Origin of the sequence: Dermacoccus barathri (assembly GCF_015070805.1) — a bacterium.
Taxonomy (GTDB): domain Bacteria; phylum Actinomycetota; class Actinomycetes; order Actinomycetales; family Dermatophilaceae; genus Dermacoccus; species Dermacoccus abyssi.
Genome location: NZ_JADCTK010000002.1, coordinates 123,918 through 150,557, shown reverse-complemented (window position 1 = coordinate 150,557; position 26,640 = coordinate 123,918). Strand labels below are relative to the sequence as shown.

General features: G+C 67.5%; 25 protein-coding genes. 4 read left to right on the top strand and 21 right to left on the bottom strand.

All coding sequences use genetic code 11. The features are described 5' to 3' along the window. Positions 1–58: 58 nt before the first annotated feature. The 13 genes from IM689_RS03760 to IM689_RS03700 all read right to left on the bottom strand — a co-directional run bounded on the left by IM689_RS03760 (position 59) and on the right by IM689_RS03700 (position 13,808). The gene (locus tag IM689_RS03760) at positions 59–1,231 is read right to left on the bottom strand and encodes an adenosine deaminase (RefSeq protein ID WP_193642968.1); all 1,173 of its coding nucleotides are present in this window, start codon (positions 1,229–1,231) and stop codon (positions 59–61) included. Further along, positions 1,228–1,596: a cupin domain-containing protein gene (locus tag IM689_RS03755; RefSeq protein ID WP_193642967.1), complete on the bottom strand. Its 369-nt coding sequence runs from the start codon at positions 1,594–1,596 to the stop codon at positions 1,228–1,230. The genes IM689_RS03760 and IM689_RS03755 overlap by 4 nt, the downstream gene beginning before the upstream one ends. Positions 1,597–1,747: 151 nt before the next feature. Continuing rightward, positions 1,748–3,061, bottom strand: coding sequence for a thymidine phosphorylase (locus tag IM689_RS03750; RefSeq protein WP_193642966.1), 1,314 nt, complete (start codon positions 3,059–3,061; stop codon positions 1,748–1,750). Next, the gene (locus tag IM689_RS03745; RefSeq protein WP_319803793.1) at positions 3,058–3,576 is read right to left on the bottom strand and encodes a cytidine deaminase; all 519 of its coding nucleotides are present in this window, start codon (positions 3,574–3,576) and stop codon (positions 3,058–3,060) included. Before IM689_RS03745 ends, IM689_RS03750 begins: the two co-directional genes overlap by 4 nt. Continuing rightward, entirely contained in the window at positions 3,573–4,820 is a 1,248-nt protein-coding gene (locus IM689_RS03740) for an ABC transporter permease (protein ID WP_193642965.1), read from the bottom strand. Before IM689_RS03740 ends, IM689_RS03745 begins: the two co-directional genes overlap by 4 nt. Next, positions 4,817–5,884, bottom strand: a complete 1,068-nt coding sequence (locus IM689_RS03735) for an ABC transporter permease (protein WP_319803792.1) — start codon at positions 5,882–5,884, stop codon at positions 4,817–4,819. Before IM689_RS03735 ends, IM689_RS03740 begins: the two co-directional genes overlap by 4 nt. Positions 5,885–5,907: 23 nt before the next feature. Continuing rightward, positions 5,908–7,542 (bottom strand): ABC transporter ATP-binding protein, encoded by a 1,635-nt coding sequence (locus IM689_RS03730; protein WP_193642963.1) that lies wholly within the window; start codon positions 7,540–7,542, stop codon positions 5,908–5,910. A 67-nt stretch (positions 7,543–7,609) separates the two neighbouring features. Then, on the bottom strand, positions 7,610–8,665 hold the full coding sequence (locus tag IM689_RS03725; RefSeq protein WP_187034327.1) for a BMP family lipoprotein: 1,056 nt from the start codon (positions 8,663–8,665) through the stop codon (positions 7,610–7,612). A gap of 169 nt (positions 8,666–8,834) precedes the next feature. After that, complete coding sequence (locus IM689_RS03720; protein WP_193642962.1) at positions 8,835–9,314, bottom strand: barstar family protein; 480 nt, start codon at positions 9,312–9,314, stop codon at positions 8,835–8,837. Continuing rightward, positions 9,311–9,838, bottom strand: coding sequence for a ribonuclease domain-containing protein (locus IM689_RS03715; protein WP_319803791.1), 528 nt, complete (start codon positions 9,836–9,838; stop codon positions 9,311–9,313). The genes IM689_RS03720 and IM689_RS03715 overlap by 4 nt, the downstream gene beginning before the upstream one ends. Before the next feature lie 39 nt (positions 9,839–9,877). Then, a complete protein-coding gene (locus IM689_RS03710; RefSeq protein WP_193642960.1) occupies positions 9,878–11,476 on the bottom strand; it encodes an acyl-CoA mutase large subunit family protein in 1,599 nt (532 codons plus the stop codon). Positions 11,477–11,537: 61 nt separating this feature from the next. Continuing rightward, positions 11,538–12,656: a quinone-dependent dihydroorotate dehydrogenase gene (locus tag IM689_RS03705; RefSeq protein WP_193642959.1), complete on the bottom strand. Its 1,119-nt coding sequence runs from the start codon at positions 12,654–12,656 to the stop codon at positions 11,538–11,540. Between the two features lie 45 nt (positions 12,657–12,701). Continuing rightward, a complete protein-coding gene (locus IM689_RS03700) occupies positions 12,702–13,808 on the bottom strand; it encodes a mannose-1-phosphate guanylyltransferase (RefSeq protein WP_193642958.1) in 1,107 nt (368 codons plus the stop codon). Between the two features lie 162 nt (positions 13,809–13,970). On the opposite strand from IM689_RS03700, the gene IM689_RS03695 reads away from it, so the two are divergent. Next, positions 13,971–15,086 carry a glycosyltransferase family 4 protein gene (locus IM689_RS03695; RefSeq protein ID WP_319803790.1) on the top strand — a complete coding sequence of 372 codons (1,116 nt, stop codon included), beginning with the start codon at positions 13,971–13,973 and terminating at the stop codon, positions 15,084–15,086. On the opposite strand, the gene IM689_RS03690 is transcribed toward IM689_RS03695, so the two are convergent. Next, the gene (locus tag IM689_RS03690) at positions 15,055–15,288 is read right to left on the bottom strand and encodes a hypothetical protein (protein WP_193642956.1); all 234 of its coding nucleotides are present in this window, start codon (positions 15,286–15,288) and stop codon (positions 15,055–15,057) included. The genes IM689_RS03695 and IM689_RS03690 overlap by 32 nt on opposite strands. Positions 15,289–15,497: 209 nt before the next feature. Beyond that, the gene (locus tag IM689_RS03685) at positions 15,498–16,352 is read right to left on the bottom strand and encodes an alpha-1,2-fucosyltransferase (RefSeq protein ID WP_193642955.1); all 855 of its coding nucleotides are present in this window, start codon (positions 16,350–16,352) and stop codon (positions 15,498–15,500) included. Positions 16,353–16,590: 238 nt separating this feature from the next. On the opposite strand from IM689_RS03685, the gene IM689_RS03680 reads away from it, so the two are divergent. After that, a complete protein-coding gene (locus IM689_RS03680) occupies positions 16,591–17,583 on the top strand; it encodes a glycosyltransferase family 4 protein (RefSeq protein ID WP_193642954.1) in 993 nt (330 codons plus the stop codon). A gap of 15 nt (positions 17,584–17,598) precedes the next feature. Here the strand turns inward: IM689_RS03680 and IM689_RS03675 are convergent, their stop codons facing one another. The 6 genes from IM689_RS03675 to trpS all read right to left on the bottom strand — a co-directional run bounded on the left by IM689_RS03675 (position 17,599) and on the right by trpS (position 23,896). After that, positions 17,599–18,507, bottom strand: coding sequence for a glycosyltransferase family 2 protein (locus tag IM689_RS03675; RefSeq protein WP_193642953.1), 909 nt, complete (start codon positions 18,505–18,507; stop codon positions 17,599–17,601). 162 nt (positions 18,508–18,669) lie between these two features. Continuing rightward, positions 18,670–19,410: a succinate dehydrogenase/fumarate reductase iron-sulfur subunit gene (locus IM689_RS03670; protein WP_193642952.1), complete on the bottom strand. Its 741-nt coding sequence runs from the start codon at positions 19,408–19,410 to the stop codon at positions 18,670–18,672. Further along, on the bottom strand, positions 19,407–21,452 hold the full coding sequence (locus tag IM689_RS03665) for a fumarate reductase/succinate dehydrogenase flavoprotein subunit (RefSeq protein WP_193642951.1): 2,046 nt from the start codon (positions 21,450–21,452) through the stop codon (positions 19,407–19,409). The genes IM689_RS03670 and IM689_RS03665 overlap by 4 nt, the downstream gene beginning before the upstream one ends. 33 nt (positions 21,453–21,485) lie before the next feature. Next, positions 21,486–22,193, bottom strand: coding sequence for a succinate dehydrogenase cytochrome b subunit (locus tag IM689_RS03660; protein ID WP_319803789.1), 708 nt, complete (start codon positions 22,191–22,193; stop codon positions 21,486–21,488). A 125-nt stretch (positions 22,194–22,318) separates the two neighbouring features. Continuing rightward, positions 22,319–22,840: a 2'-5' RNA ligase family protein gene (locus IM689_RS03655; RefSeq protein WP_193642949.1), complete on the bottom strand. Its 522-nt coding sequence runs from the start codon at positions 22,838–22,840 to the stop codon at positions 22,319–22,321. Between the two features lie 12 nt (positions 22,841–22,852). After that, positions 22,853–23,896: a tryptophan--tRNA ligase gene (gene trpS / locus IM689_RS03650; protein ID WP_193642948.1), complete on the bottom strand. Its 1,044-nt coding sequence runs from the start codon at positions 23,894–23,896 to the stop codon at positions 22,853–22,855. A 137-nt stretch (positions 23,897–24,033) separates the two neighbouring features. Here trpS and IM689_RS03645 point away from each other — a divergent pair, with 137 nt between their 5' ends. Both IM689_RS03645 and IM689_RS14975 read left to right on the top strand, forming a co-directional pair. Next, positions 24,034–24,804 carry a DeoR/GlpR family DNA-binding transcription regulator gene (locus tag IM689_RS03645; protein ID WP_193642947.1) on the top strand — a complete coding sequence of 257 codons (771 nt, stop codon included), beginning with the start codon at positions 24,034–24,036 and terminating at the stop codon, positions 24,802–24,804. A 130-nt stretch (positions 24,805–24,934) separates the two neighbouring features. Further along, positions 24,935–26,623, top strand: a complete 1,689-nt coding sequence (locus IM689_RS14975) for a polysaccharide biosynthesis tyrosine autokinase (protein ID WP_193642946.1) — start codon at positions 24,935–24,937, stop codon at positions 26,621–26,623. Positions 26,624–26,640: the final 17 nt, after the last annotated feature.

Sequence of the window (26,640 nt, the reverse complement as noted above, 5' to 3'; positions counted from 1 at the left end):
CGCGAACGACGGCCCGCTTCCCCTTGAGGGGAAACGGGCCGTCGTGTTCGTGCGTTCGTCAGCCCTGGCCGCGTGCCACGGCGTAGGCCGGCTTGATCACGGTCATGATGATGTCGAGTCGCTCGTCGAAGCCCACAAACGCGGACTTCATCGCGTTGACGGTGACCTTCTCGAGGTCGGCCAGTGTCCAGCCCGCCTCGCGGACGAGGCCCGTCATCTCCTTCGTCATCGACGTGTCGCTCATGAGGCGGTTGTCGGTGCTCAGTGCGACGCGGAAGCCCAGCGCGAGCAACAGGGAGATCGGGTGCGAACGCAACGAGAAAGCAGCGCCCGTCTGGAGGTTCGACAGTGGGCAGACCTCCAGCGCGATGCGGCGGTCACGCACGAACGCGGCGAGGCGGCCGAGGCGAACATCGGCCTCCCCCGCGCGCACGCGGGCCGGGAGCGCGGCACGCGCCGGTTCGTCGAGTTCGCCGTACTCCACGCCGTCGACGGTGATGTCGTCGGTGATGCGCACGCCGTGGCCGAGCCGCTCGGCGCCGCAGTACTGAATGGCCTCCCAGATGCTCGGCAGACCGAACGCCTCACCGGCGTGAATCGTGAAGTGGGCGTTCTCGCGGCGCAGGTACTCGAACGCGTCGAGGTGGCGTGTGGGAGGGAAGCCGGCTTCGGCGCCGGCGATGTCGAAGCCGACGACGCCCTTGTCGCGGTAGGCGACGGCCAGTTCGGCAATCTCGACGCTCTTGGCCGCGTGACGCATCGCGGTGAGCAGGGCGCGCATCACGATCGGGCGTCCCTGGCTCTCGGACTCGCGGGCGCCGGCCTCGAAGCCGGCCAGCACTGCGTCGACGACCTCGTCGAGACCGAGTCCCTGTTCGATGTGCAGTTCGGGCGCGAAGCGCACCTCGGCGTAGACGACGCCGTCGTTCGCGTGGTCGAGGGCGCACTCTCTGGCTACGCGCTCGATGGCCTCGCGTGTCTGCATGACGCCGACGGTGTGCGCGAACGTCTCGAGGTAGCGCTCGAGCGAACCGGAGTCCGCGCTGTCGCGGAACCACGCGGCGAGCGACGCCTCGTCGGCGGCGGGCAGGGCGTCGTAATCGGTCTCACGGGCGAGTTCGAGCACCGTGGCCGGGCGCACGCCGCCGTCGAGGTGGTCGTGGAGAACGACCTTCGGCAGCCGCGCGATGACGTCCTCGCTCAGGGTGCTCTTCGTGGTCTCGTCGCTCATTCCTTCGTTCCTTCGTCCTCGCGGCCAACCGTTTCGGGCGTGAACGCCGGCAGGCAGACGGCAACGTACTCGGCACCGTCGGGGCCGACGGTGTAGCGCACGCGCTCCCCCGCGCGAGTGACGACGCTCTGGCCGGCCTCGACCTCGAGCGTGCCGCCGTCGTGCTCGACGCGCACCTGACCAGCGAGCACGAGCGTCACCTCGTCGAACTGGGGCGTCTGCGCCGGCTCGTCCCACCCGGCAGGCGCCTTCATGTGGGCCACGGAGACCGCGCGCTCGCCGGTGGACGCGACGCCCACGTGTTCGTCGATGATCTTGCCGCCGGGTACGGGAATGCGCACCGGCGTGGTGAGGAGTTCAGGCATGCGGTCAGCCTAGTGCTCCGCGGCGGTCCCACTTGCCACGCGACGCCACCGTGGAGACGGGCGAAGCGGCGTCCCCCTGAGTGGCTGCGTTTACTGCGGTTGGTGACGGTGCACCGTCACCAACCGCAACCAACGTAGCCGGCGAGCATCGTCAGCTGATGCGCTCCAGCACGATGTCGCGCGGCGTGAAGTCACCGCTGTTCGCCGAGATCTCGTAGCCGCCCTCGAGCGCAGCGACGGCGCGGTCGAAGCGCTCCGGGGTGTCGGTGTGGAGCGTGAGCAGCGGCTGGCCCGCCGTGACGTGGTCGCCCGGCTTCGCGTGCATCTCGATACCGGCGCCCGCCTGCACCGGGTCTTCCTTGCGCGCACGCCCGGCGCCGAGGCGCCACGCGCCGACGCCGACGGCGAGGGCGTCGAGCTTCGTCAGCACACCGGACGACGGCGCGGTGATGACGTGCGTTTCCTTCGCGGTGGGCAGCGTCGCCTCGGGGTCACCGCCCTGGGCGCCGAGCATCGCGCGCCACTTCGTCATGGCCCGGCCGTCGGTGAGCGCCTTGCGCACCGCGTCCTCGTCCTGTGGGCGACCGGCCGCCGCGAGCATCTCGACAGCGAGCGCCACGGTGAGGTCGACGACATCCTTGGGGCCGCCACCGGCGAGCACCTCGACCGACTCGCGCACCTCCAGGGCGTTGCCTGCGGTGAGGCCGAGCGGCGTCGACATGTCGGTGAGCAGCGCGACGGTGTTGACGCCCGCGTCCGTGCCGAGGTCCACCATGGTGCGCGCAAGCTCGCGCGCGTTCTCCTCGTTCTTCATGAAGGCGCCGGAACCGACCTTGACGTCGAGCACGAGCGCACCTGTGCCCTCGGCGATCTTCTTGCTCATGATCGAGCTGGCGATGAGCGGGATCGCCTCCACCGTGCCGGTGACGTCGCGCAGCGCGTAGAGCTTCTTGTCGGCCGGCGCGAGGCCGTCACCGGCTGCGCAGACGACGGCGCCGACGCGCTCGAGCTGACGCATCATCTCGGCGTTCGTCAGGGAGGCCCGCCACCCGGCGATGGACTCCATCTTGTCGAGCGTGCCGCCGGTGTGGCCGAGGCCGCGGCCCGAGAGCTGCGGGACGGCGACGTCGAAGACCGCGACGAGCGGCGCCAGCGGCAACGTGATCTTGTCACCGACGCCGCCGGTGGAGTGCTTGTCGGCCGTCGGCACGGACAGCGACGAGAAGTCCATGCGCTCACCGGAGGCGATCATCGCCTTCGTCCAGCGGGCGATCTCCTCGCGCGACATGCCGTTGAGCAGGATCGCCATCGCCATGGCGGCCATCTGCTCGTCGGCGACCGCACCACGCGTGTAGGCGTCGATCATCCAGTCGATCTCGTCGTGCGAGAGGGTTCCGGAGTCACGCTTGGTGCGGATGAGGTCGACGGCGTCGAACGCTTCGTGCGTGGAGTTCGCGGGGGTCATGAATCACCTTTCAGGGTCGCTGCTGCGGTGGCGACGGCACCCAGGTTGGGGGCGCCGAACGCGTGGGGAAGGAGGTCGGTGAGCGGCAGCGGCGGCCCACCGTCCATCTCGATGAGCATGTCGGGGCTCGCGTGCTCGAAGAGCAGCTGACGGCATCGGCCGCACGGCGTGATGGGCGTGCCGTTGCCGTCGACGCACGAGAGGGCGACGAGCAGTTCGCGCTCCGCTTCGTGGTCGAGCACCGGGCCGTCACCGCGGGACTCGCCCGTGCCGTAGAGCGACGAGACGAGGCCGCACTCGGCGCACAGGACGACGCCGTAGGCGGCATTCTCGACGTTGCAGCCGGTGAGGACGCGTCCGCGCGTCGTGAGCGCGGCCACGCCGACCGGGAACCGGGAGTACGGCACGTACGCCCTGGCGCAGACGGCGACGGCCTCGCCGCGCAGGAGCTCCCAATCCACCGAGGGACGGGGGCTCTGCCCGGTCGAGGCCGTCGCGGAAGCGTTGTCGCTCACCCTGCTTCGCCCTTGCGGTAGATGGCGCCGTCAGCAGCCGGCATCCGCAGGTGTTGGCTGGCGAACGCCATGACGAGGAGTGTGACGACGTACGGCGCTGTGGCCGTGAGGTTCGGATCGATCGTGTTCGATCCGAAGTACCACATGAGCACGAGCACACCGGCGACGGCGAGGATGACGGCGTGAAGCACGCGCTTCTTGACCGCCATCCACACGGCACCGACGAGGACGCCCGCACCCACGAGGAGCAGCAGCGCGTGCACCTGGTCGCCACCGCGCAGCTGGAGCGCCTGGGTGTAACCGAAGAGCAGTGCGCCGAGGGCGGTACCGATCGGCATCCAGTTACCGAAGATCATCGCGGCCAGACCGATGTAGCCGCGGCCACCCGTCTGGCCCTGCTGGAACCCATCGGAGGCGACCATCGCGAGGAAGCCACCACCGAGACCGGCGAGACCACCGGAGACGACGACGGCGATCGTCTTGTAGAGGTACACGTTGACGCCGAGGGTCTCGGACGCCTGCGGGGCCTCACCACAGCTGCGCAGACGCAGACCGAACGAGGTCTTCCACAGGACGAAGATCGTGCCGATGACGAGGCCGATGGCGAGCAGCGTGAGCAGCGAGACGTCCTTCGTCAGACCGGCGAGGATGCCGGCGACATCGGAGACGAGGAACCAGTGGTTCTTCTCGATGTCGACGAGAGCGCTCGACCCGGGAAGGGTGACGCTCGCGACGTCGGGCAGGCTCGGGCTCTGCGTGGGGCCACCACCGGGCAGTTCGGAGAAGAAGCGCTCGGCGAGGAACTTCGTCAGGCCCGCACCGAGCAGGTTGATGGCCACACCGGAGACGATGTGGTCGACGCCGAAGAACACGGTGGCGATGGCGTGGAGCAGGCCGAAGAGCATGCCGCCGAGGATGCCGCCGAGCACGCCGGCCCACGGGCCGTAGTGGTAGGCCGCGAAGGCAGCGCTCCACGAGCCCATGATCATCATGCCCTCGAGACCGATGTTGACCACACCGGCCCGCTCGGACCACAGACCACCGAGACCGGCGAGGGCCAGCGGCACAGCGGCCACGAGGGCCGCAGAGATGGCGTTCGAGGAGTCGATGTCGTTGACGCCGGTGGCGACGCGAAGGATCGACAGGCCGAGAACGACGGCGACGAGCGCGAGCGGAAGGAGCGCCTTGCGCGGCAGCCCGAGCGTCCGCTTCGGCTGGGTTGCGGTAGCAGCGACGGTGCTCATGCGGTGGCTCCTGCGGTCTTGCCTGCGGCGAGTTCGGCGGCGACACGTCGAGCCTCGATGCGCTTGTCCCAACGACGCACGAGTTCGTACGCGATGACGACGGCGAGCACCATGACGCCCTGGATGATGTTGACGAGCGAGGCGTTGACGCCCGCGTTGATCTGCAGTGCGTTCGACTGACCGTTGAGGTAGGCCCACAGCAGCGCGCCGAAGCCGATACCGATCGGGTGGTTACGGCCGATGAGCGCGACGGCGATGCCGGCGAAGCCGAGGCCCGTCTGGCTGTTGGAGCCGTAGTTGAAGTCCTGACCGAACAGCTGCGGCATACCCACGAGGCCCGCAACGGCGCCCGAGAGCAGCATCGCGGTGATCGTCATCTTCTTGACACTCACACCGGAGGCGACGGCGGCCGACTCGGACGAGCCCGTCGCGCGCAGGTCGAAGCCGAAGCGCGTGTGGTTGATGACGTACCAGTAGGCGATGCCGACGAGCACGGCGAGGATCGTCAGACCGAAGATCTGGCCCGTGGCGGTCTGCGCGAGCGCTGGAACGTGCGAGCTCTCCGGGATGTTCTTCGTGTTCGTCGCGTTCGAGCCCTCCTGCTTGTCGGCGACCTTGAACAGCAGCCAGGAGACGACGCCGGTGGCGATCGAGTTGAGCATGATCGAGCTGATGACCTCGGAGACGCCGCGCGTCACCTTGAGCACCGCGATGATGCCGGCCCAGGCGGCACCGACGAGCATCGCGAGCACAAGGGCACCGATGACGTTGAGGAAGCCGGGCAGCCAGCCCTGGCCGGCGAAGAGCGCGGCCGCGAAGGCAGCGACGCGGTACTGGCCGTCGACGCCGATGTTGAACAGGTTCATCCGGAAGCCGATGGCCACGGCGATACCGGAGAGGTAGAGGACGGCGGCGTCGTTGACGATGGCCTCGGCGACGCCCTGCATCGGCGTCGACAGGAAAACCTGCCAGACCGGCCCGACGGCGTTGCCGAGGGCGAGCAGGACGATCGAGGTCAGAACGACCGCGATCGCGATGGCGAGCAACGGCGCAGCGACAGCCACGCCACTCCTTCGGAGCGTGGAGTTCATCGTGCAGCTTCCTCCTGCGCATCGACGGTGGTGGCGTTCTCGGGGGTGTTGACGCCCGTCATGGCGGCACCGAGCTGCTCGGCGGTGACGGTCTTCGGGTCGAACTCACCCGAGAGCTTGCCGCGCAGGATGACGCGGATCGTGTCGGACAGACCGATGAGCTCGTCGAGGTCGGCCGAGATGAGGAGCACGGCGAGACCCTCACGGCGGGAGTCCTTGATGTGGTCCCAGATCGCCGACTGGGCGCCGACGTCGACACCACGGGTGGGGTGGGCGGCGACGAGCACGCGCGGGGCGTGCGACATCTCGCGGCCGAAGATGAGCTTCTGCTGGTTACCACCCGAGAGCGAACCGGCGGTGACGTCGATGCTCGGCGTACGCACGTCGTAGGCCTCGACGATGCGCTGCGTGTCGTCCTTCGCGGCCTTGGGCGTGAGACGCCAGCCCTTGCTCGCCGGCTCCTGACGCTGGTGGCCGAGCATGCGGTTCTCCCACAGCGGCGCGCCGAGAAGCAGGGCGTGACGGTGACGGTCCTCGGGGATGTAGCCGATGCCGTTCTCACGGATGCGACGCGTGGGCCACGCCGTGATGTCGTCGTTCTCGACGACGACGGTGCCGGCGTCCGCGCGGCGCATGCCGAGGATCGTCTCGACGAGCTCGGCCTGGCCGTTGCCCTCGACACCTGCAATACCGAGCACCTCACCGGCGTGGATCGTGAGGTCGAGGTCGGACAGCAGCGCGGGGCCACCGGCCGGATCGGCGAGCGTGACGTCGGTGATCTGCATGACGACGCGGTCGGTGACCGTCGACTCCTGCGTCTCGGGCGTCGGCAGCTGCGAACCGACCATGAGCTCGGCGAGCTGTTTGCTCGTCACCGACGAGCTCTTGACGCGGTCGATCGTCGTACCGCGGCGGATGACGGTGATGTCGTCGGCGACGCCGCGCACCTCGTCGAGCTTGTGCGAGATGAACAGGACGGTGAGGCCCTCGGACTTCATCTCCTTGAGGTTGCCGAAGAGTTCGTCGACCTCCTGCGGCACGAGCACGGCCGTGGGCTCGTCGAGGATGAGGATCTTGGCGCCGCGGTAGAGAACCTTGAGGATCTCCACGCGCTGTCGGGCGCCGACGCCCAGGTCGGCGACCATCATCTCGGGGCGCACGCCGAGGCCGTAGGCGTCGGAGATGCGCTTGATCTCGTCACGGGCCTTGGAGCCGATGCCGTGCAGCTTCTCGGCGCCGAGGACGACGTTCTCAAGCACCGTGAGGTTGTCGGCCAGCATGAAGTGCTGGAACACCATGCCGACGCCGGCCTTGATGGCGTCCTTCGGCGAGGAGAAGGAGACCTCGTCGCCGTTGATGCGGATCGTGCCCTCGTCCGGCTTCTGCACGCCGTAGAGGATCTTCATGAGCGTCGACTTACCGGCACCGTTCTCGCCGACGATGGCGTGGATCGTGCCGCGCTCGACCTGCAGGTGCAGGTCCTTGTTGGCGACGACGCCGGGGAATCGCTTCGTGATGCCGTCGAGGTCGACGGCGAGGGCCCCGCTCGGGGGCGCCGTCACATCGGCGACGGCGATGCCGCTCACGCCGGTGGGCGCGTCGGGGGTGTCGGTGGTGTCGATGACGCACACTCCTGGTCAAACCGTCAAGGTCCGGCACGCAGGATACCCGCATGCCGGACCTTGAGCCGGTGTGTAATTACTTGGACGGGGTCGGGGAAACCTTGACCTTGCCGTCGACGATCTCCTTCTTGGCGTCGTCGACAGCCTTCTTCGCCTCGGCCGACAGGTGGTTGCCCGTCGTGGCCAGCGAGACGCCGTCCTCCTTGAGGCCGAACTCCTTGTTGCCGCCGGAGAACTTGTCGTCCTTGACGGAGTTGACGAAGTCCTCGACCGTGCCGGAGCAGTTCTTCATGGCGGAGGTGAGCACCGAGCCGGCGACGGACTTGTCGGCCGTCAGGGCCTGGTCGGAGTCGACACCGATGGCCCACTTGCCCGCGGAGTGCGCGGCCTGGATGACGCCGTCACCCGACTTGCCGGCAGCGGCGTAGACGACGTCGGCGCCCTTCTGGAACATCGAGTTGGCCGAGGCCTTGCCCTTGTCCGGAGCAGCGAAGCCGCTGAAGTCACCGGCCGGCGTGAGGTACGTCTTGTCGATCTTGATCTTCGGGTTGGCGTGCTTGGCGCCCGCGAAGTAACCGGCTTCGAACTTCTGGATCAGCGGAACGTTGACGCCACCGACGAAGCCGATGTGGCCCGTCTTGCTCATCTTCGCGGCGGCGACGCCGGCGAGGTAGGACGCCTCGTGCTCCTTGAAGGTGATCTGCTCGACGTTCGTGCCCTTGGAGTCGGGCGACGCGTCGTCGATGATGGCGAACTTCACGTTCGGGTACTTCTTGGCGACGGTGCCGATGGACTTGGCGTAGACGAAGCCGACCGCGACGATCGCCTTGTTGCCCGACGCAGCGAGCTGGCTGAGACGGTTCTCGCGAGCCTGGTCGTTCTCACCCTCGCCGGCCTCGGCGGTCGTGATCTTGAGGTTCGGGATCTTCTTCTTCGCCGCTTCCATACCCGCGTACGAGGCGTCGTTGAAGGAGTGGTCACCACGACCGCCCACGTCGAAGGCGATGGCGGCCTTGAACTCGGAACCCGAGGAACCGTTGCCGGAACCGCCGGCGGACTTGTCGTTCGAACCACAGGCGGCGAGGCCGGCCGTCATGGCGACGGCGGCAGCGATGGAAACAACCCGCTTCACGGGGCACTCCTTGGGTTAAGCGGCGCGAGGGCCGTCGAGCAGATCGGGCGTCGCAGTCACGACTGCCAACCCACCAAGCGTACCCGCGAGTCACAGGGACAATAAGGGCGGACGACGAGTGGTGACCTAACCGTTATCCACCGCCCGGATTCCTTCGTGTGATAAGTGCTCAGCGACGCACCGGAAGAGGTGGGTCGGCCACGATGAGCAGCGGTGCGGAAGCGTGCGGAACTCCGTCGTGCGACCCCTCCCCCGCAATCGGCCGCCCGGCCTCGAGGTCGTCGCGATGGATGGCAGCGCCCACGCGCTCGTCGAGAACCTCGACGAGCGGCTCGACGAGCGGTTCGGGAATGCGCCACAACCCGCGCAGGCGCAGGACGACGCCGGGCGCTTCGGGGGCCAGATCCGCGAGGCAGTCTGCGAGCGCGTCCCAGTTGTGCCCGAAGTGGTCGGGAAGGCCGAGCTGTTGGGCGAGGGTGCGCATCAGCCCCTTCTTGTCGACGACGCCGTTCAACGTCACCTCGGCGAACGCCCACCCGGAGTCGGCGCAGATCGTTCGCAGTTCGTCGGCCGTCGGGCCCACGAGACCGCGCGGCACCCAGCCGCCACGCCCCGCCGTCACGAGGTCTCGCACCGCTGCGGTGGTCATCGCACGACCCTCCTGAACGTCTCGTAATGATCGTCCGTGTAATACATCGTGCCGTCCTTGCCCGTGACGATCCTGCGCGCCCCGCGGTCGGACGAGCCCGGGGTGCTCACCGTGTACTCGTGATACCAGCCGGGCGCCTGGCGCGGAAGGATCCGTTCGCGATTGCCGAAGACGACGCCGTCACGGCGGTAGGGGTAGGGCCCACCGTCGTCGATGAGCGCCACCGTCTCTCGAGCCTGACGCGGCAGTTGCGACAGACGCACGGTGGCGAGGCCGTCCTCCCCACCCCTCGCCTGCGACGACGAGGGTGAAGAGTTCGAGCCGTCCGACCCGCCCGAGGCGGAAGTGTCGCTGCCGTAGCTCTGCGCTGTGAACGGCGAGGGCGCGGGCCCGGACGATCGGCCGTCATCGGAGCCGCGCGAGAGCAACGCGATGGCGGCAATGAGGGCAAGCAGCAGCAACGCGATAGTCGCGATGCGCTGACCGAGCCCTGCCTGTGGCAGTTTCGGGCGACTCAGCGCCACCATCTCCTCGTGTCGTCGAACGAGCGGATCAGCACCGGCTCAGAACACATCCTGCGGGACGTACTTGCCCCAGACCTCGCGCAGAGCGTCGCTGACCTCGCCACCGGTGGCGCCGGCGGCGTGGGCGTCACGCATGGGCCACAGGACGTTGTCGTTGCCCTGCGCGGCCTTCTGCATCTTCTCGAGGGTTGCGTCGACGACGCTCTGGTCACGGTTCTTGCGCAGCTGCGCAAGCCGCTCGCACTGCTCGGCCTCGATGGCCGGGTCGACGCGAAGGGGCTCGTAGGGCTCCTCCTCGTCGAGCTGGTAGCGGTTGACGCCGACGACGACGCGCTCGCCGTGGTCGATCTGCAGCGCCACGTCGTACGCGCTCTTCTCGATCTCGGTCTTCTGGAAACCCTCTTCGATGGCCTTGACGGCGCCGCCCTTGTCCTCGACGGCCTGGATGAGCGCGAGCGCCTCCTCCTCGAGGTCGTTCGTCATCGACTCGACGACGTAACTGCCGGCGAAGGGGTCGACGGTCTTCGTCACGTCGGTCTCGAACGCAAGGATCTGCTGGGTGCGCAGCGCGAGGCGGGCCGCCTTGGCCGTGGGCAGTGCGATGGCCTCGTCGTAGGAGTTGGTGTGCAGGCTCTGCGTACCGCCGAGCACGGCGCCGAGGCCCTGCAGCGCGACGCGCACGAGGTTGACCTCCGGCTGCTGCGCGGTGAGCTGCACGCCTGCCGTTTGGGTGTGGAAGCGCAGCATCTGCGACTTCGGGTTCTTCGAACCGAACTCCTCGCGCATGATGCGCGCCCACAGGCGCCTGGCCGCGCGGAACTTGGCGACCTCCTCGAGCAGCGTCGTGCGGGCGACGAAGAAGAACGACAGGCGCGGGGCGAAGTCGTCGACATCGAGGCCGGCCGCGAGCGCGGCGCGCACGTACTCCTTGGCGTTGGCCAGGGTGAAGGCGATCTCCTGCGCGGGCGTCGCTCCCGCCTCGGCCATGTGGTAGCCCGAGATGGAGATCGTGTTCCAGCGCGGAATCTCCTTGTGGCAGTACTCGAAGATGTTCGAGATGAGGCGCAGGGATTCGGCCGGCGGGTAGATGTACGTGCCGCGCGCGATGTACTCCTTGAGCACGTCGTTCTGGATCGTTCCGGTGAGCTTGGCTCCCGGGATGCCCTGACGTTCCGCGGCGAGCTGGTACATGAGCAGCAGGCTCGAGGCGGGCGCGTTGATCGTCATCGAGGTGGAGACCTCGTCGAGCGGCAGGCCGTCGAAGAGAACGAGCATGTCGTCGAGCGAGTCGATGGCGACGCCGACCTTGCCGACCTCACCGTGCGCGAGAGCGGCGTCCGAGTCGTAGCCCATCTGGGTCGGCAGGTCGAAGGCGACGGAGAGGCCGCCGGTGCCGTTGGCGACGAGCTCGTGGTAGCGCTGGTTGCTCTCCCGGGCGGTGCCGAAGCCGGCGTACTGGCGCATCGTCCAGGGGCGACCGGTGTACATCGAGGGGTACACGCCGCGGGTGAACGGGTACTCCCCCGGATTGCCGAGTCGTTCGTCGGCGTTGAACCCCGAAAGATCGTTCGCCGTGTACACGGGCTTGAGCCCGAGCCCCGACTCCGTCATCCGACTGCGATCCGTTGCGCCACTCATAGCCGCACCTTATCCGGCGGACCGGGCGCGAGGGGCCGAAGCGATTGGCCCTGTGGAAGGTTCAGCCGCGGCGGGCTCGCGTGCGCAGGGCTTCGTTGAGATCGCGGACGAGGCCCGGCCCCTTGTAGATGAAGCCGCTGTAGACCTGGAGCAGGTCGGCACCGGAGTCCATGAGCGCGAGACCGTCGTCGGCGGACATGATGCCGCCGACCCCGATGATGGGCAGCTGAGTGCGGCTTGCGAGGAACCCGACGACCTCGCGGGCGCGACGCGTCAGCGGGGCACCCGAGAGACCGCCGGCCTCGGACGCAAGGGTGAGGTCGGCGCGGGCGAGGCCGTCACGCGCGAGCGTCGTGTTCGTCGCGATGAGGCCGGAGACACCCGAGCCGTGGGCCACCTCGAGGACGTCCTCGAGGGCGTCCTCGGTGAGGTCGGGGGCGATCTTGACGAAGACGGGCGTCGGATGCGCGCCGCGTTCGGCCGCGAGGTTGCGCTCGCGCGCCGTGATCGACTGGAGCAGTTCGAGAAGCGGCGCCTTGTCCTGCAGGGTCCGCAGGCCGGGCGTGTTGGGGCTGGAGACGTTGACGGCGAAGTAGTCAGCCAGGCCGCTGAGACGCCCGAGCGACGTGAGGTAGTCGCGTGTGGCTTCCTCGACGGGCGTCGTCTTCGTCTTGCCGAGGCTGACGCCGACGGGAATGGAGAGGTTGCCGCTCGACCGTGCGCGACACAGTGTGGCCGCGAGCGCCTGGGAGCCGTCGTTGTTGAACCCCATGCGGTTGATGAGGCCGTGGCTGGCCTTGAGGCGGAACAGGCGCGGCTGCGGGTTACCCGGTTGCGCCTCGGCGGTAACGGTGCCGACCTCGACGTGTCCGAAGCCCAACGCGCCCCATGAGGTGACGGCGACGCCGTCCTTGTCGACGCCGGCAGCGAGGCCGACGCGGCCCGGGAATCGGATTCCCGCGATCGTCACGGCGTCGTCCGGTGCGCCGAGGGCTGCTCCGACGACGTCGGCGATGAGCCCGGCGGCGGGCAGCGAACCGAACTGCGCCATCGCCTGGAGGGTCGCGTGGTGCGCGGCCTCGGCGTCTCCCCCGCCGATGCGGAACAGGGCCGGGCGCATGGCGCGCTCGTAGCCGTGGGTGAGGGTCGCTCGGCGGACGGCGTCGAGATCGAAGTTCATACGTTCATTGTCCCCGAACGGCCGCGTGTGGCTGCACTCGGTGGATCAGGTGAGGTCTTCGCGGCCCGTCAGTTTGAGCTGTTCGACGACCTGCTTGACGTCCTGCGCACGCTCCCGGGTGGTGACGAGCACGGCGTCGACCGTGTCGACGACGACGATGTCCTCAAGGCCCATGGCGACAACGGTGCGTCCGGAGCGGGGCGCCACGACGCCCGTCGCGTCCTGCATGACGACGAGTTCGCTCTCACCGAGCACCTTGACGCCGGGAGCGTCGGCCGATTCGACGAGGAGCGATGCGAGCGAGGCGAAGTCGCCCACGTCGTCCCAGGAGAAATCTCCCGGCACGGTGGCGACGCGACCGTCGACGGCGGCGGGCTCGGCGATGGCGTTGTCGATGGCGATCTTCGTCAGGCGCGGCCACAGCTCGGCGAGACGGAAGGGGTTGGCGGCGATGATCCGCAGGTACTGGGCCAGGCGGGGCTGGTAATCCTCGATCATCTGCATGAGCGTTGCGGCCTTGACGACGAACATGCCGGCGTTCCAGGAGTACTCGCCGACGGCGACGTAGGCCTGCGCGGTGGGGCCGTCGGGCTTCTCGACGAAGGCCTTGACGATCGTCGCGTCGGCGGCGCCTTCGATGCGCAGGTTGGCGCCCGCCCGGATGTAGCCGAATCCGGTGGACGGGTAGGTGGGCTTGATGGCGACCGTGACGAGGTAGTCGTGGCGCGCCACCTCCACGGCTTGGCGCACGGTGGCCTCGAAGATGTCGGTGCCGCCGACGACCTGGTCCGCGGCGAACGAGCCGAGAATCGCGTCGGGGTCGCGCTGGGCGAGGATGGCCGCGGCGAGCCCGATGGCGGGCATCGATTCGCGCGGGCTGGGCTCGACGAGCAGGTCGTCGTCACCGAGTTCGCTGAGTTGCTCGCGCACGGCCTCGGCGTGCGCCGCACCGGTCACGATGAGCAGATTGTCGCCGCACAGCGGCTTGAGGCGGTCGACCGTGCCCTGGAGGAGCGAGCGACCCGAGCCCGTGAGGTCGTGCAGGAACTTGGGCGAGTTGGCCCGCGAGAGGGGCCACAGGCGCGTGCCGGAGCCCCCGGCAGGAATGACGCCCCAGAAACCTGGAATCGGACCGTGCTGCGCTTCGTGCATGGGCCTAACGGTAATGGACTCGGCATAGAACCCCGCTTCAGGCCTACCGATGAGCTCAGGCGGGTTCACGTGCCGATCACCTTCCGGTGCGCTCATCGTTCATCCCTCCGCCAAGCACGCGCCATGTCACAGGGCTGTCATGAGCATGTGCGCATCGCCATCGTGACCGAGTCGTTCCTTCCCACCCTCAACGGCGTCACCACGAGTATCTGCCGGGTGCTCGACTGCCTCGCTGCTCAGGGTGGCCACGAGGTGCTCGTCGTGTGCCCCGGCCCTGCGCCGTCGAACTATCTCGGGTTCGCCGTGAAGACGGTGCCGAGCGTCACCGTCCGCGCGTTCCGCGTGGGCTTGCCGACGAAGCAACTCGAGCAGGTCCTGCTGCAGTTCGCACCTGATGTCGTTCACGCCGCCTCGCCGTTCGGGCTCGGCGCCCGCGCGCTCGCCGCTGCACGCAACCTCGCGATCCCGAGTGTGGCGATCTACCAGACGGACATGCCGAGCTACGTCGCCCAGCACGGTGGCGTGCTGGGCGACTTCGCGCACCGCACGTCGTGGCGCTGGGTGCGTCACCTCCACTCGTTGGCGGATCTGACGCTCGCGCCGAGCAGCGCAGCCACTGCCGAGTTGGCAGAACACGGCGTACCGCGCGTTGCCCTGTGGGGTCGCGGGGTCGACACGACGCAGTTCGACGCCACGCTCAAGACCGACCCCCAGGTGCTCGCCCTGCGTGAACGCCTCGCGCCCAACGGCGAGGTGATCGTGGGTTACGTGGGTCGACTCGCGCCGGAGAAGGAACTGCACCGCCTCGAGGAGATCGCCGACCTTCCTGGCATCAGCATCGCGATCGTCGGCGAGGGCCCGGATCGTGACGACCTCGAGCGCCTCCTGCCGAACGCACACTTCCTCGGCCGCCAGGAGGGTGCGACGTTGGCGCGCAGCTACGCGAGCTTCGACGTCTTCGTCCACACCGGCACGAAGGAAACCTTCGGTCAGACGCTGCAGGAGGCGATGGCGAGCGGGCTGCCCGTCGTGGCGCCAGCGGCCGGCGGGCCGCTCGACATCGTCAAGCCCGGCGTGACCGGCCTGCTCTTCGACCCGAGCACGCCCGGCGCGCTGCGCCGCAGCGTCGGCTCGCTCGTCGCCGACGAGGCGATGCGCGAGCGCATGGGCGCCTCCGCGGTCCGCAAGGTCGCCGACCGCTCGTGGGCCGGCACGACGAACAAGCTGCTCGACTACTACGACCACGTCACCCGCCCCGCATGGGCCCGCGCGGCCTGACCTCGCGCCGAGTTTCCGCGGCCCCACCACCGACGCCGAAGGGCGCGACGAGACGTGTCGCCTCGCGCGCCCTTCGGCAGTCATGGAGTCGGGCGTCCGGCTCGCCGTCCTCGAACAGGATGCCTGCGAAGATGACGGCCGAGTTCTCGGGCGTCAACAGGTCGTCGGCGTGCGGGTCACGAATCTGCTTGTCGCTGGCCATGGGTTCCTCCTTGGCTGTCGGCTTTCGCGGTAGCGAAGGCGCTGAATCGGGCGGATCGAGCCGGCCCACGGGGCGGGCCCGACGCCGAAAGCAACGTATCGAGGTCCGCGGCGAGAATGCATCGGCACACCAACTGTCACCACCCCGAACGACCTACGGGCAGAGAGAGCGCCAACCCGCTCGCCGATCACCGGCCGCTCGGGCGCGAATCACACGCCGGTAGGCACGGCAGCTGTTGCGGGCACACCCCACCCGCCGGGGATGTCCTCCACGAGGTGCCAGTGGGGCCGGTGATGGTAGGAACGGCCGCCGTTCGTGACACGGCTGAACAGCCAGGGCGTCACGACTTCTCGACCAGGATTCAGAGCGTCACCGAGGTAGCCGCCCCAGTAAGAGAACGTCGAGTTCGTGATGAGCAGACGGGGAGCGTGAACGATCGCGCGCAGGTCCTGCTGGACGTCACCACCGCCGGCCGTGGTGGGGGCGATGTCCGCCAAGGCACTCAGGTGCGTGGAGCACCAGTCGACATCGTCCGACACGAAGACGAAGCGATCAGGGGCACCGAAGCGCTCGATGGATTCCGTCACCGCCTGCAGGACGTAGCTCCTCGTGTCCATACCGAACTCTCGGCGATGAGCTTCGACCGAGAAGTAGTCACCGCGCCGCACGTTGACGACGAAGTCCCTCGCAGACAGACCCCGCGGCCGGGCGTCGAGACCCGATCCGGGCATCAGGTGGTCGCGGATGTAGGGGGCCAGTGCATCGTCGTCGAAGTGCGGAGGTTGGGTCTTCGGTGCGGGCCACCAGGGCGTCACGCGCTGGTCCGTGAACCGCACGTCCTTCTCACCGATGAAGTACGCATCGCGTAATGCAGGGAAGAGATCGAGCACGGGACGACGCGATTCGTGCAGGAGTACGTGCCGGTCCTCCCCCGCAGCCGGCCCCTTGGACGCCCACAGCCCGACGAACAGCAGGTTTCCCAGATTCATCCAGTCCGGCACCCAGGCCACGGGGCGCCCCCTCCGAACGGTCTTGAGCGCTTTGGCCCGGATGCGGTCTCGCATGTGGCAATCCCCACAATCATGTCGGCGACGTCCTGACCGCGCTGCCATCTTGGACGTAATACCCAAATACGTTACGGCGCAAGAAGATACGTTAGACGAAACACTCGATCACCTAAAGTTGACCGGCGCGCACTAGCCCGCTTCGTCCTTCACGCCGCCGCTCGCCAGACGAACTAGACTGGTCGGCCTGCACCCCAGCCTCTCACACCCAGTGGAGCACCGACCGTTTGGAGCCCCGATGCACTTCGACTCCCGATGGAAAGGGGCCTTCGGAATCGGCCGGTACGCCCATGAAACGAGATCTCGGTTCGCCCAGCCGGTCGAGGACATGAGCGCACCGGGGGACCCCGTCAGCGCTACCGGAATCGCGGCCTGGGAAGCGCGGACCGCGTGCTCCGGCCTGCGACGCAGAGACGAGTTCCTGCTGTCACCGAGCTTCACCCCGTCCGTTTCCTGGCGGGGGCCTCAGGCTGTGACCGTTCACGACCTCATTCACCTGGACATCGCCGAAGAATCCAGCAGCGCCAAGAGGGCGTACTACGAGTACATCGTGAAGCCGACTGTGCGCCGCAACGCTGTCACCTTCACCGTTTCGCACTTCTCCAAGGAGCGGCTCGTGGAGTGGAGCGGTGTTGACCCTGAACGCGTAGTGGTGACCGGGAACGCCGTCGCGGACGCCTTCAGCAGGAAGGGTCCGACACACTCAGCCGGGCACCCCTACGTCCTCTACGTGCGCAACTCGAAGCCCCACAAGAATTCGCCCCGGCTTGTCGAGGCCCTCGCACGTATGCAAGAGCGGGACGTTCACCTGTACCTCAGCGGGGAGGCCGACGAAGCCACGGTGCGCGCAGCCGTCGCGTTCGGCGTCACTGATCGTGTGCTGTTCACCGGACGTCTCCAGGACGAGGAACTGGCGTCCTACTACCGTGGCGCTCTAGTGGCGGTCTTGCCGTCCCTCTACGAGGGGTTCGGGATTCCTGCCATCGAAGCGATGGCCTGTGGCACCGCGGTGGTGGCGTCGGAGACTACCTCGCTCCCCGAGGTAGTGGGCGACGCGGGGCTCCTCGTTGACCCGTTGGACCCCGAAGCAATTGCTGCCGCCCTCGACAAGGTGGTCCGCGACAAGAGCCTTCACCACCGCTTGGTGAGCGCTGGCCTCGAACGGTCGAAGAAGTTCTCCTGGGACGACATCACCCGGCGAATCGAGACTGCTCTCGCGCAGGCTCGGTAGTTACCCGACGTCCCACTAGGACGGCCGATTGTCTGATGGGTCGAGCAAACGTGGTTGCGGCACCTCGCCGTCGCGCACCCATGCCACATGGGCCGCAACGCGCCCCACGCGATTGACCAGTTCCCGAACCACTGCGCGTGGCGCCGGCAGCTCGCCTCGTCGTGCCAGAGCGATGTGCTCAGGGACGAACAGTGCGAGCTCACGCATCAGATTCCGCAACGGCAGACGCTCCGCGAAGTCTTCTGGGAATCGGTACCAGACGAGGAGTTCAGCCATGGCCGACCGATACATCTTCCGCAGCTGATCCCGCGCGTTTTCCGTCTCGCGGAAGTACAGGAGCATCCCCGGCGCCGAACCTACGCACGCGCCGCTTCTCGTGGCACGGTAGCTGAATTCGATGTCGTCCATTCCGTACGCGGGTAGCGCTTCGTCGAAACCTCCGCATCCGAAGTACGTACGGCGTGTGACACCGAAGTTGCACCCTCGGATGGCCAGGCCCAGCTGACTCGGATAGGTGCCCGTAGCACTGACGAATGCTGAATCTTCCCTGAAGGGGTCATCCAAGCGACGGGTCGGACCTCCCACCAGATCGAACGACTGCAGACCGTCGAAGGCGCCTTGGAGCCAGTTCGGGCCGACAACATCGTCGCAGTCGCAGAAGGCGATCAGCCGACCGCGGCTGGCGATGACTCCGAGGTTACGCGCGCCGGGAAGCCCGCGCCGCGCTCCGGAGTCAACCACCCTTAGCGGAGCGGGGAAACCCTCGGTGCGCGCTTCGACCAGCGAACGAGTGCGGTCCGTGGAGCCGTTGTCCGACACCACGACTTCCCACGCGAAATCGACTACCTGCTGCGCCAGAGCGTCCAACTGCGCCTCGATCGTTGCGGCACCGTTGTAGACGCACATGACGACAGTGAGTTCCACGGGAACCTCGTGCGAACTGTGGGGCACAGTTTCCTCCAAGATCAGTCCTCAGCCCTACATCGAGGCACGTGAGCGCTATTTGCCTTCGTCGGCGCCACAGGGAAAGAAGTCGGCCCTGCGCCCACCGATGTGGGCGCAGGGCCGAGCATTCCTACGACTAGGTCAGTGGCGAACCTTGGCCGAACGGAAGTCCTTGTTCAGCTGGCTGATGACGTCGAGGGGAATCTCCTTCGGGCACGCCGCGGCGCACTCGCCGATGTTCGTGCAACCGCCGAAGCCCTCGTGGTCGTGCTGGTTGACCATCGACACGACGCGGGCGTCGCGCTCGGGCTGCCCCTGCGGCAACTCGCCCAGGTGCGTGATCTTGGCACCCATGAAGAGCATTCCCGAGGCGTTCGGGCAGGCCGCGACGCACGCGCCACAGCCGATGCACTTCGCGGTGTCGAACGCACGGTCCGCCTGCGGCTTCGGGACGGGCACCGAGTGCGCCTCGGGGGCAGCACCGGTGTTGACCGAGATGTAGCCACCGGCCTGGATGATGCGGTCGAAGGCGCCGCGGTCGACGACGAGGTCACGCACGACCGGGAACGCGTCGGCGCGCCACGGCTCGATGGTGATTTCCTCGCCATCGCTGAACGAGCGCATGTGCAGCTGGCACGTCGTGGTGACCTCGGGGCCGTGGGCCATACCCGAGATCATCATTCCGCACATGCCACAGATGCCTTCGCGGCAGTCGGAGTCGAACGCGATCGGCTCCGTGCCCTCGGCCTGCAGCTGCTCGTTAAGCACGTCGAGCATCTCGAGGAACGACATGTCCTCGCTGATGTCCGAAACCTTGTAGGTCTCGAAACGCCCGGCGGTAGCTGCGTTGTCCTGACGCCAGATCTTGAGAGTGAGGTTCACTTGTAGCTCCGCTGCTTCAGTTCGATGAACTTGTAGACGAGGTCTTCCTTGTGCAGCACGGGGTGCTGGGGGGCTCCGTCGGAGTCGTCCCCGTCCATACCCGCGTACTCCCAGGCCGCGACGTAGGCGAACTCGTCGTCGTGACGCAGTGCCTCTCCGTCCTCGGTCTGGCTCTCGGCGCGGAAGTGACCACCACAGGATTCGCGGCGGTGTAGCGCGTCGATGCACATGAGTTCGCCCAGCTCGAGGAAGTCGGCCACGCGGCCGGCCTTCTCGAGCGACTGGTTGAGGGTGTCGGCCGTGCCGAGCACCTTGACGTTGCTCCAGAACTCCTTCTTGAGGTCGCGGATGAGGCCGATGGCCTTCGTCAGGCCCTCCTCCGTGCGCTCCATGCCGCAGTACTCCCACATGATGCGACCGAGCTCCTTGTGGAAGCTGTCGACCGTGCGCTCACCGTTGATGGAGAGGAACTTCTGGATGCGGTCCTCGACGGCGCGACGGGCCTCGAGCACGGCCGGGTCGTCGTCCGTGATCGGCTCGAACGGGCCGTCGGCGAGGTAGTTGCGGATCGTGTTCGGCAGGACGAAGTAGCCGTCCGCGAGGCACTGCATAAGCGAGCTCGCACCGAGACGGTTGGCACCGTGGTCGGAGAAGTTCGCCTCACCCGTGCAGTACAGGCCGGTGATCGACGTCTGCAGGTCGTAGTCGACCCACAGGCCACCCATCGTGTAGTGCACGGCCGGGTAGATACGCATCGGCGTCTTGTACGGGTCCTCACCCGTGATCCGCGCGTACATGTCGAACAGGTTGCCGTACTTCTCCTTGACGGCGGCCTCGCCCATGCGCTCCATGGCAGCCGTGAAGTCGAGGTACACACCGCGTCGCATCTGACGCTTGTTGCCGTGCTCGTCGACCTCGTCGACGAGCGGGCCGACGCCGCGGCCCTCGTCGCACATGTTCTTGGCCTGGCGCGAGGCGATGTCACGCGGCACGAGGTTTCCGAAGGCCGGGTAGATGCGCTCGAGGTAGTAGTCGCGCACGTCCTCGGGGATGTCGCGCGGGTCCTTGTCGCAGTCGGCTTCGTTCTTCGGCACCCAGATGCGACCGTCGTTACGCAGCGACTCCGACATCAGCGTCAGCTTCGACTGGTGGTCGCCGGAGACGGGGATGCAGGTGGGGTGGATCTGCGTGTAGCACGGGTTGCCGAAGTAGGCGCCCTTGCGGTGCGCCCGCCACGGGGCCGTGATGTTGCAGCCCATCGCGTTCGTCGACAGGAAGAAGACGTTGCCGTAGCCGCCCGTGGCGAGCACGACGACGTCGGCCAGGTGCGTCTCGATCTCACCGGTGACCATGTCGCGGGCGATGATGCCGCGCGCACGACCGTCCTTGATGACGACCTCGAGCATCTCGTGGCGCTTGTACTCCTTGACCGTGCCCTTGGCGACCTGACGCTCCATGGCCTGGTAGGCGCCGATGAGGAGCTGCTGGCCCGTCTGGCCGGCCGCGTAGAACGTACGGGCCACCTGCACCCCACCGAACGAACGGTTGTCGAGCAGACCGCCGTACTCGCGAGCGAAGGGCACGCCCTGCGCGACGCACTGGTCGATGATGTTCGTGCTCACCTCGGCGAGGCGGTAGACGTTGGTCTCGCGGCTGCGGTAGTCGCCACCCTTGACCGTGTCGTAGAAGAGGCGGTACGTGGAGTCACCGTCGTCGTTGTAGTTCTTCGCGGCGTTGATGCCACCCTGCGCGGCGATGGAGTGCGCGCGACGGGCCGAGTCCTGGTAGAAGAACGTCTTGATGTTGTAGCCGGCCTCACCCATCGTGGCGGCGGCCGACGCGCCGGCGAGGCCGGTGCCGACGATGATGACGTTCAGCTTGCGGCGGTTGGCCGGGTTGACGAGCTTGTTCGAGAACTTGTGCTGCGTCCACATCTGCGCGATGTCGACGTCGGGGGCCTTCGTGTCGCGAAGCGGCGCGCCTTCGGTGAAGAAGCCGGCTGCGTCGTTGCGCTTGGCCGAAGTGGTGGTCTGCTCATCCATGGGAGTACTCATGTTTCTCGTGTCTCTCCTAGCTCAGATGATGCCGAAGAGGATGGCAAGCGGCGGAATCAGGAAGCCGATGACGACGATCGCCGCAACGGCGTGGGACGCGAGCTTCGCGTTCTTGCGAGCCGACGGGGTGCCCGTGAGGCCCAGCGTCTGCGAGGCGCTCCAGATGCCGTGCATGAGGTGCATGCCGAGGGCCACCATCGCGAGGACGTAGATGAGGGCGACCCACCACAGCTGGAAGCTGTCGTGCACGAGTCGGTAGGGGTTCTCGGTCGTACCACCGTCGAAGTTCACCTTGGGGAGGGTGAACTGGATGAGGTGGAAGACCACGAACAGCAGGAGGAAGAGCCCGCCCCAGCGCATCGTCGGCGCGGAGATGCCCTCGATGCCGCCCACGCCGGACTTCTTCACGGCGTACCGCTGCGAACGGGCCTTGCCCGAGCGCTGCCAGAGCTTGACAGCCGAGTACACGTGCGCGACGAGCGCGAGCACGAGGAGCACCTCGGCGAGGATGAGTGCGCCACGGTGCGGGAGCATCGGCTCACCGATCGTGCGCAGGTGATGGGCATATTCGTTGAACGCGCTCTCGCCCACGAGGAGCTTGAGGTTGCCGTACATATGCCCGAGGACGAAGAGCACAAAGAAGAGTCCCGAACCCGCCATGAGGGTCTTCAGGAAGATGGTGCTCCCAGCCTTGCCGGTCCGCTTCGCGGGGAGAGTATTCGTTGCCACGCAGGGCACTTTACGCCCCTGAAACACGCCGGGGACGGCCGGGGTTCCCACCGCAAGCAAATTGTGACCCATTCCACTGACCGGTGAGTGAGCCACGAAGAGGCTGAGAGAGCCCTGGGAGTGGATCAGCCCTCGAGGGCGAACCGCTCCACCGGGGCCCACACGCCGTCCTCGTCCTGCAGGTAGAGGTGGAAAGCGTCAACGACGAAGCTCGCTTCGAAGTGCTTGTTCTCCTCGAACGCCCGGTCCAGGGCGTCCTCGTCGAGGTGGTGGGCGATCGTGACGTGCGGGTGATAGCGGAACTCGAGCGGACGCTCGACAGGGCCGCTGCGCACTGCGGCTTCGAGCAGCTCGCAACTGCTGACGCCCTGCGCGAGTTGGACGAAGACCACCGGGGAAACGGGCCGGAACGTGCCCGTGCCACGAAGGATCATCTCGAACGGCTCGGTGCGCGCAGCCACGTCACGCAGGTGGGCCGAGAGCGCCTCGAGGGTCGTTTCGCCATGCTCCCCCAGGTCCGTCGGGGGCATGAGCGTGACGTGCGGCGGGACTGCGTCGGCCTGCGGGTCGCCAACGTCCCGGCGCATCTGCTGCAGCGCCGAGAAGTACGGCTCCGGGACGGCGATCGAGACGCCGACGGTCTTCACGGGCGTCGCTCCTCAGCGGGCCGCCGGGACGAGCCCGACTGCGTCGTACGCCCTGGCGAGCGTGGCCGAGGCAACCTCACGTGCGCGCTCGGCGCCCTGCGCGAGCACACGGTCGAGCTCCGCGCGGTCATCCATGTACGTGAGGTAACGCTCGCGGAACGGGCCCTGCACCGACGTGACCACGTCGGCGACCTCACCCTTGAGTGCACCGTACTTGTTCTCACCGGCGAAGCGCTCGACGAGGACGTCGATGCTCTCACCCGAGAGCGCCGAGTGGATGCGCAGGAGGTTGGCGATGCCCGGCTTGTTCTCCGGGTCGAACGCGACGTTGTTGTCGAGGTCGGTCACCGCGGACTTGATCTTCTTGAGGTTGACCTTGGGCTCGTCGAGCATGCTGATCGACGCCTTGGGGTCCTCGTCCGACTTGCTCATCTTCTTCGTCGGATCCTGCAGCGACATCACCTTGGCCGTGCCCTCGGGGATGTACGGCTCCGGCACGACGAAGGTCTCACCGAAGCGCGAGTTGAAGCGCTGCGCCAGGTTGCGCGTGAGCTCGAGGTGCTGACGCTGGTCCTCCCCCACCGGCACGGCCAGCGCGTCGTAGAGCAGGATGTCGGCGGCCATGAGCACGGGGTAGGTGAACAGGCCGACGCTCGTGTTGTCCTGGCCGCGCTTGCCTGCCTTGTCCTTGAACTGCGTCATGCGCCCGGCTTCGCCGAAGCCGGTGATGCAGTTGAGCACCCAGGCGAGCTCTGCGTGCTCACGCACGTGGCTCTGGACGAAGACGGCGGAACGTTCGGGTTCGATGCCGCCGGCGAGGTACTGCGCCGCCGTCGCGTAGGTACGCTCACGCAGCTGCGCCGGATCGGGGTTCACCGTGAGGGCGTGAAGGTCGACGACACAGAAGTACGGCGTGTAGTTCTGCTGCAACGTCACCCAGTTGACCTGCGCCCCGAGGTAGTTACCGAGGTGCAGCGAATCTGACGTGGGCTGCATTCCGGACAGGATGTGCGGGCGCTCCTGGCCCGCCACGAGGGGCGAGGTGTTGTCGGACATACCGACATTCTGACACTCGCCCTGTGCACTGTCGCACCCGAGCGGCCTCGGAGGCGATGTGGAGCCCTCACCCCTGGGCGTTCGACTATGTTGGGATCTGTTGGGTCACACCGGGTCCAGTGGCACGAGGAGGTCGCATGCTGGCACGTCAACGCCAGGAAGCCATCCTGCGAGGTATCGAGGACGACGGCGGCGTCCGCGTGAGCGAACTCGTCGAGAAGCTGGGCGTCTCCGACATGACGGTGCGCCGCGACATCGAGTTCCTCGCCGGCAAGGGCCTCGTCCTCAAGGTGCACGGCGGCGCCACCGCGATCGGTGACCACAGCATCGACGAACCGGGCTTCTCCGTGAAGTCGGCGATGAACCCCGTTCAGAAGTCCGAGATCGCCCGCACTGCGGCGAGCCTCATCGGGCACGGTCAGACCGTTGCGGTGAGCGCGGGAACCACCGCCTACGCCGTCGCCGTCGAGCTGCGCCCGGTCAAGCGGCTCACCGTCGTGACGAACTCGCCTCGGGTCGCCGAGCTCCTCTACGACCCCTCGCGTGAGGACCAGACCGTCGTTCTCACCGGCGGTGTGCGTACTCCCTCTGATGCTCTCGCCGGCCCCGTGGCCAACCGAGTGCTGGCGGACATGCACGTCGACACCCTCATCCTCGGCATCCACGGCATCGATCTCGACGCCGGCCTCACCACCCCGAACCTCCTCGAAGCCGAGACGAACCGCCTGCTCATCGCGGCGGCCAAGCGCATCATCGTCGTGGCCGACCACTCGAAGTGGGGCGTGATCGGCCTGTGCACCGTCGGTTCGCTCGACCAGGTGGACGTCCTCGTCACGGACGCCGAGTTGGACGTCGAGGCTCGTCGTCTCGTGAGCGACAAGGTCGGGCAACTCATCGTCGCCCAGTGATCCGCTACGTGGCGCCGCACTTCGTGCGGCTGGACGGCGGCCTCAGCGGCGGTTCAACCCGTTTATCCTGAGCGGGTATGTATGACTCTTCACCTCGCCGGCGGCAGCGCCCGCGGCACCAGGAGCTCGTGTGACTGCCCTTGATCTCGTGCGCATCATGCGCGCCAATGTCAAACTGCTCGTTCTCGCTGCCTTGATCGGCACGCTGCTCGCTGCGGGTTACACCCTGACGCGCCCGACGCTCTATTCCGCCAGCTCAACAGCACAGGTCATCGCGGGAAACTCGATCGACGCCAATTCCGCCGTGCTGTCGCAGCAGCTGTCGACGGGCCGCGCCGGCTACTACGCACAGCTCGCGAGCAGTTCGGGTGTGGCGAACCGCATCGCCGAGGAGTCGAAGGGAAGCCTGCGTGCCGGCGAGTTCTCGGTCGTCGGTGTCTCCGGCGAGGGATCCGCCACCCTCACCCTGACCGCGTCCGCAGCAACGCCTGCGAAGGCACAGCGCGCGGCCGACCTGGCCCGCACAGCGCTCGCCGACGAGGCCAAGTACCTCGAGACGGTCGGCACGGAGGCCAAGACATCGGTCTACCGCGTCTTCCCCCTGACGGCCGCTGCTCGCCCGTCTGCACCGTCGTCACCGAACTGGATGCGCAACCTCATGGCAGGCGCTGCCATCGGTCTGCTTGCCGGGATCGTCCTCGTCGTTCTGCGTAAGCAACTCGACTCGCGCATCCGCCACACGAGCGAGGTCGAAAAGCTCACGGGCTCCGGTGTGCTCGGCGTCATCCCGAAGGCGCCGACGCTCCAGTCGAGGCGTCGTGGTGGGCTCGGTGAACTCGGTACGACGGCCGAGGCATTCCGCATGCTGCGCACGAACCTGCGGTACATCTCCACCGAACGGCCACCGCGCTCACTCGTCATCACATCGGCGATGCAGAGCGAAGGTAAATCGACGGTCGCGGCCAACCTGGCACGTGTGCTCTCCGCAGCCGGCCAGAGCGTGGTGCTCGTCGACACCGACCTTCGTCGTCCCACCGTCCACGAGACGTTCGACCTCGAGAACCTGGTCGGTCTCACCGAAGTGCTCACCGGCCAGGCGCCGCTCGCATCGGCGATCCAGCAGGGCGACCACAAGAACCTCGCCGTGATCACCTCCGGCCGCGTGCCCCCGAACCCCTCGGAACTGCTCGGTTCGCGCCGTATGAGCGCGGTCATCGAAGCCCTGGGCGAGGAGTACTTCGTCGTGCTCGATGCTCCCCCGCTACTACCCGTCACCGACGCCGGCCTCCTCGCCGTCGCCGCCGACGGTGCCGCCGTCGTGTACCAGCACGGCCGCACGCACCGCGAGCAGGTCGGACTGTGCGCCAAGATTCTCGAGCAGGTCGGCGCGCACTACTACGGCTCCATCCTCAACATGACCCCGCCCAAGCAGATGGGCAGCACGATCTACGGCTACGGCGCCGGCAACTACGGCGGCGCCACTTACGGTTACGGCTACGGCAGCAGCGAGGATCCATCGGCGGCCACGGCGCCCACCCCGTCCCCCGAGGTTCGCGACCTGACTCTGACGGAGGGACGATCGTCCGCGGATCTGCCGGGCAAGGAGGACGCTGCACGTCTGAGGCAGCCTGCCCCTCAGGCCCCGACGCCACCTGAACCCGCGACTGCGGTTCGCGCTCCGAGCGCCCCTTCCCGAGCGGGAGCCTCCGAGGCGTCCGGGCCGAATGTCGCTCCGCATGGTCGGGAGTCCGGGGAGGCACCCAGCCCCCAGGGGCCCCGCACCCGCCGCGCCCGACGTCGAGCGGATCTCGGCGAGTGACCAGTTCTGCGCCGAGC

Excerpts from the sequence above, each read along its gene's own strand:
- IM689_RS03760 (WP_193642968.1), bottom strand. The coding sequence starts at position 1,231 with ATGAGCGACGAGACCACGAAGAGCACCCTGAGCGAGGACGTCATCGCG.
- IM689_RS03755 (WP_193642967.1), bottom strand. The coding sequence starts at position 1,596 with ATGCCTGAACTCCTCACCACGCCGGTGCGCATTCCCGTACCCGGCGGC.
- IM689_RS03750 (WP_193642966.1), bottom strand. The coding sequence starts at position 3,061 with ATGACCCCCGCGAACTCCACGCACGAAGCGTTCGACGCCGTCGACCTC.
- IM689_RS03740 (WP_193642965.1), bottom strand. The coding sequence starts at position 4,820 with ATGAGCACCGTCGCTGCTACCGCAACCCAGCCGAAGCGGACGCTCGGG.
- IM689_RS03720 (WP_193642962.1), bottom strand. The coding sequence starts at position 9,314 with ATGACCACCGCAGCGGTGCGAGACCTCGTGACGGCGGGGCGTGGCGGC.
- IM689_RS03710 (WP_193642960.1), bottom strand. The coding sequence starts at position 11,476 with ATGAGTGGCGCAACGGATCGCAGTCGGATGACGGAGTCGGGGCTCGGG.
- IM689_RS03705 (WP_193642959.1), bottom strand. The coding sequence starts at position 12,656 with ATGAACTTCGATCTCGACGCCGTCCGCCGAGCGACCCTCACCCACGGC.
- IM689_RS03700 (WP_193642958.1), bottom strand. The coding sequence starts at position 13,808 with ATGCACGAAGCGCAGCACGGTCCGATTCCAGGTTTCTGGGGCGTCATT.
- IM689_RS03690 (WP_193642956.1), bottom strand. The coding sequence starts at position 15,288 with ATGGCCAGCGACAAGCAGATTCGTGACCCGCACGCCGACGACCTGTTG.
- IM689_RS03685 (WP_193642955.1), bottom strand. The coding sequence starts at position 16,352 with ATGCGAGACCGCATCCGGGCCAAAGCGCTCAAGACCGTTCGGAGGGGG.
- IM689_RS03680 (WP_193642954.1), top strand. The coding sequence starts at position 16,591 with ATGCACTTCGACTCCCGATGGAAAGGGGCCTTCGGAATCGGCCGGTAC.
- IM689_RS03665 (WP_193642951.1), bottom strand. The coding sequence starts at position 21,452 with ATGGATGAGCAGACCACCACTTCGGCCAAGCGCAACGACGCAGCCGGC.
- trpS (WP_193642948.1), bottom strand. The coding sequence starts at position 23,896 with ATGTCCGACAACACCTCGCCCCTCGTGGCGGGCCAGGAGCGCCCGCAC.
- IM689_RS03645 (WP_193642947.1), top strand. The coding sequence starts at position 24,034 with ATGCTGGCACGTCAACGCCAGGAAGCCATCCTGCGAGGTATCGAGGAC.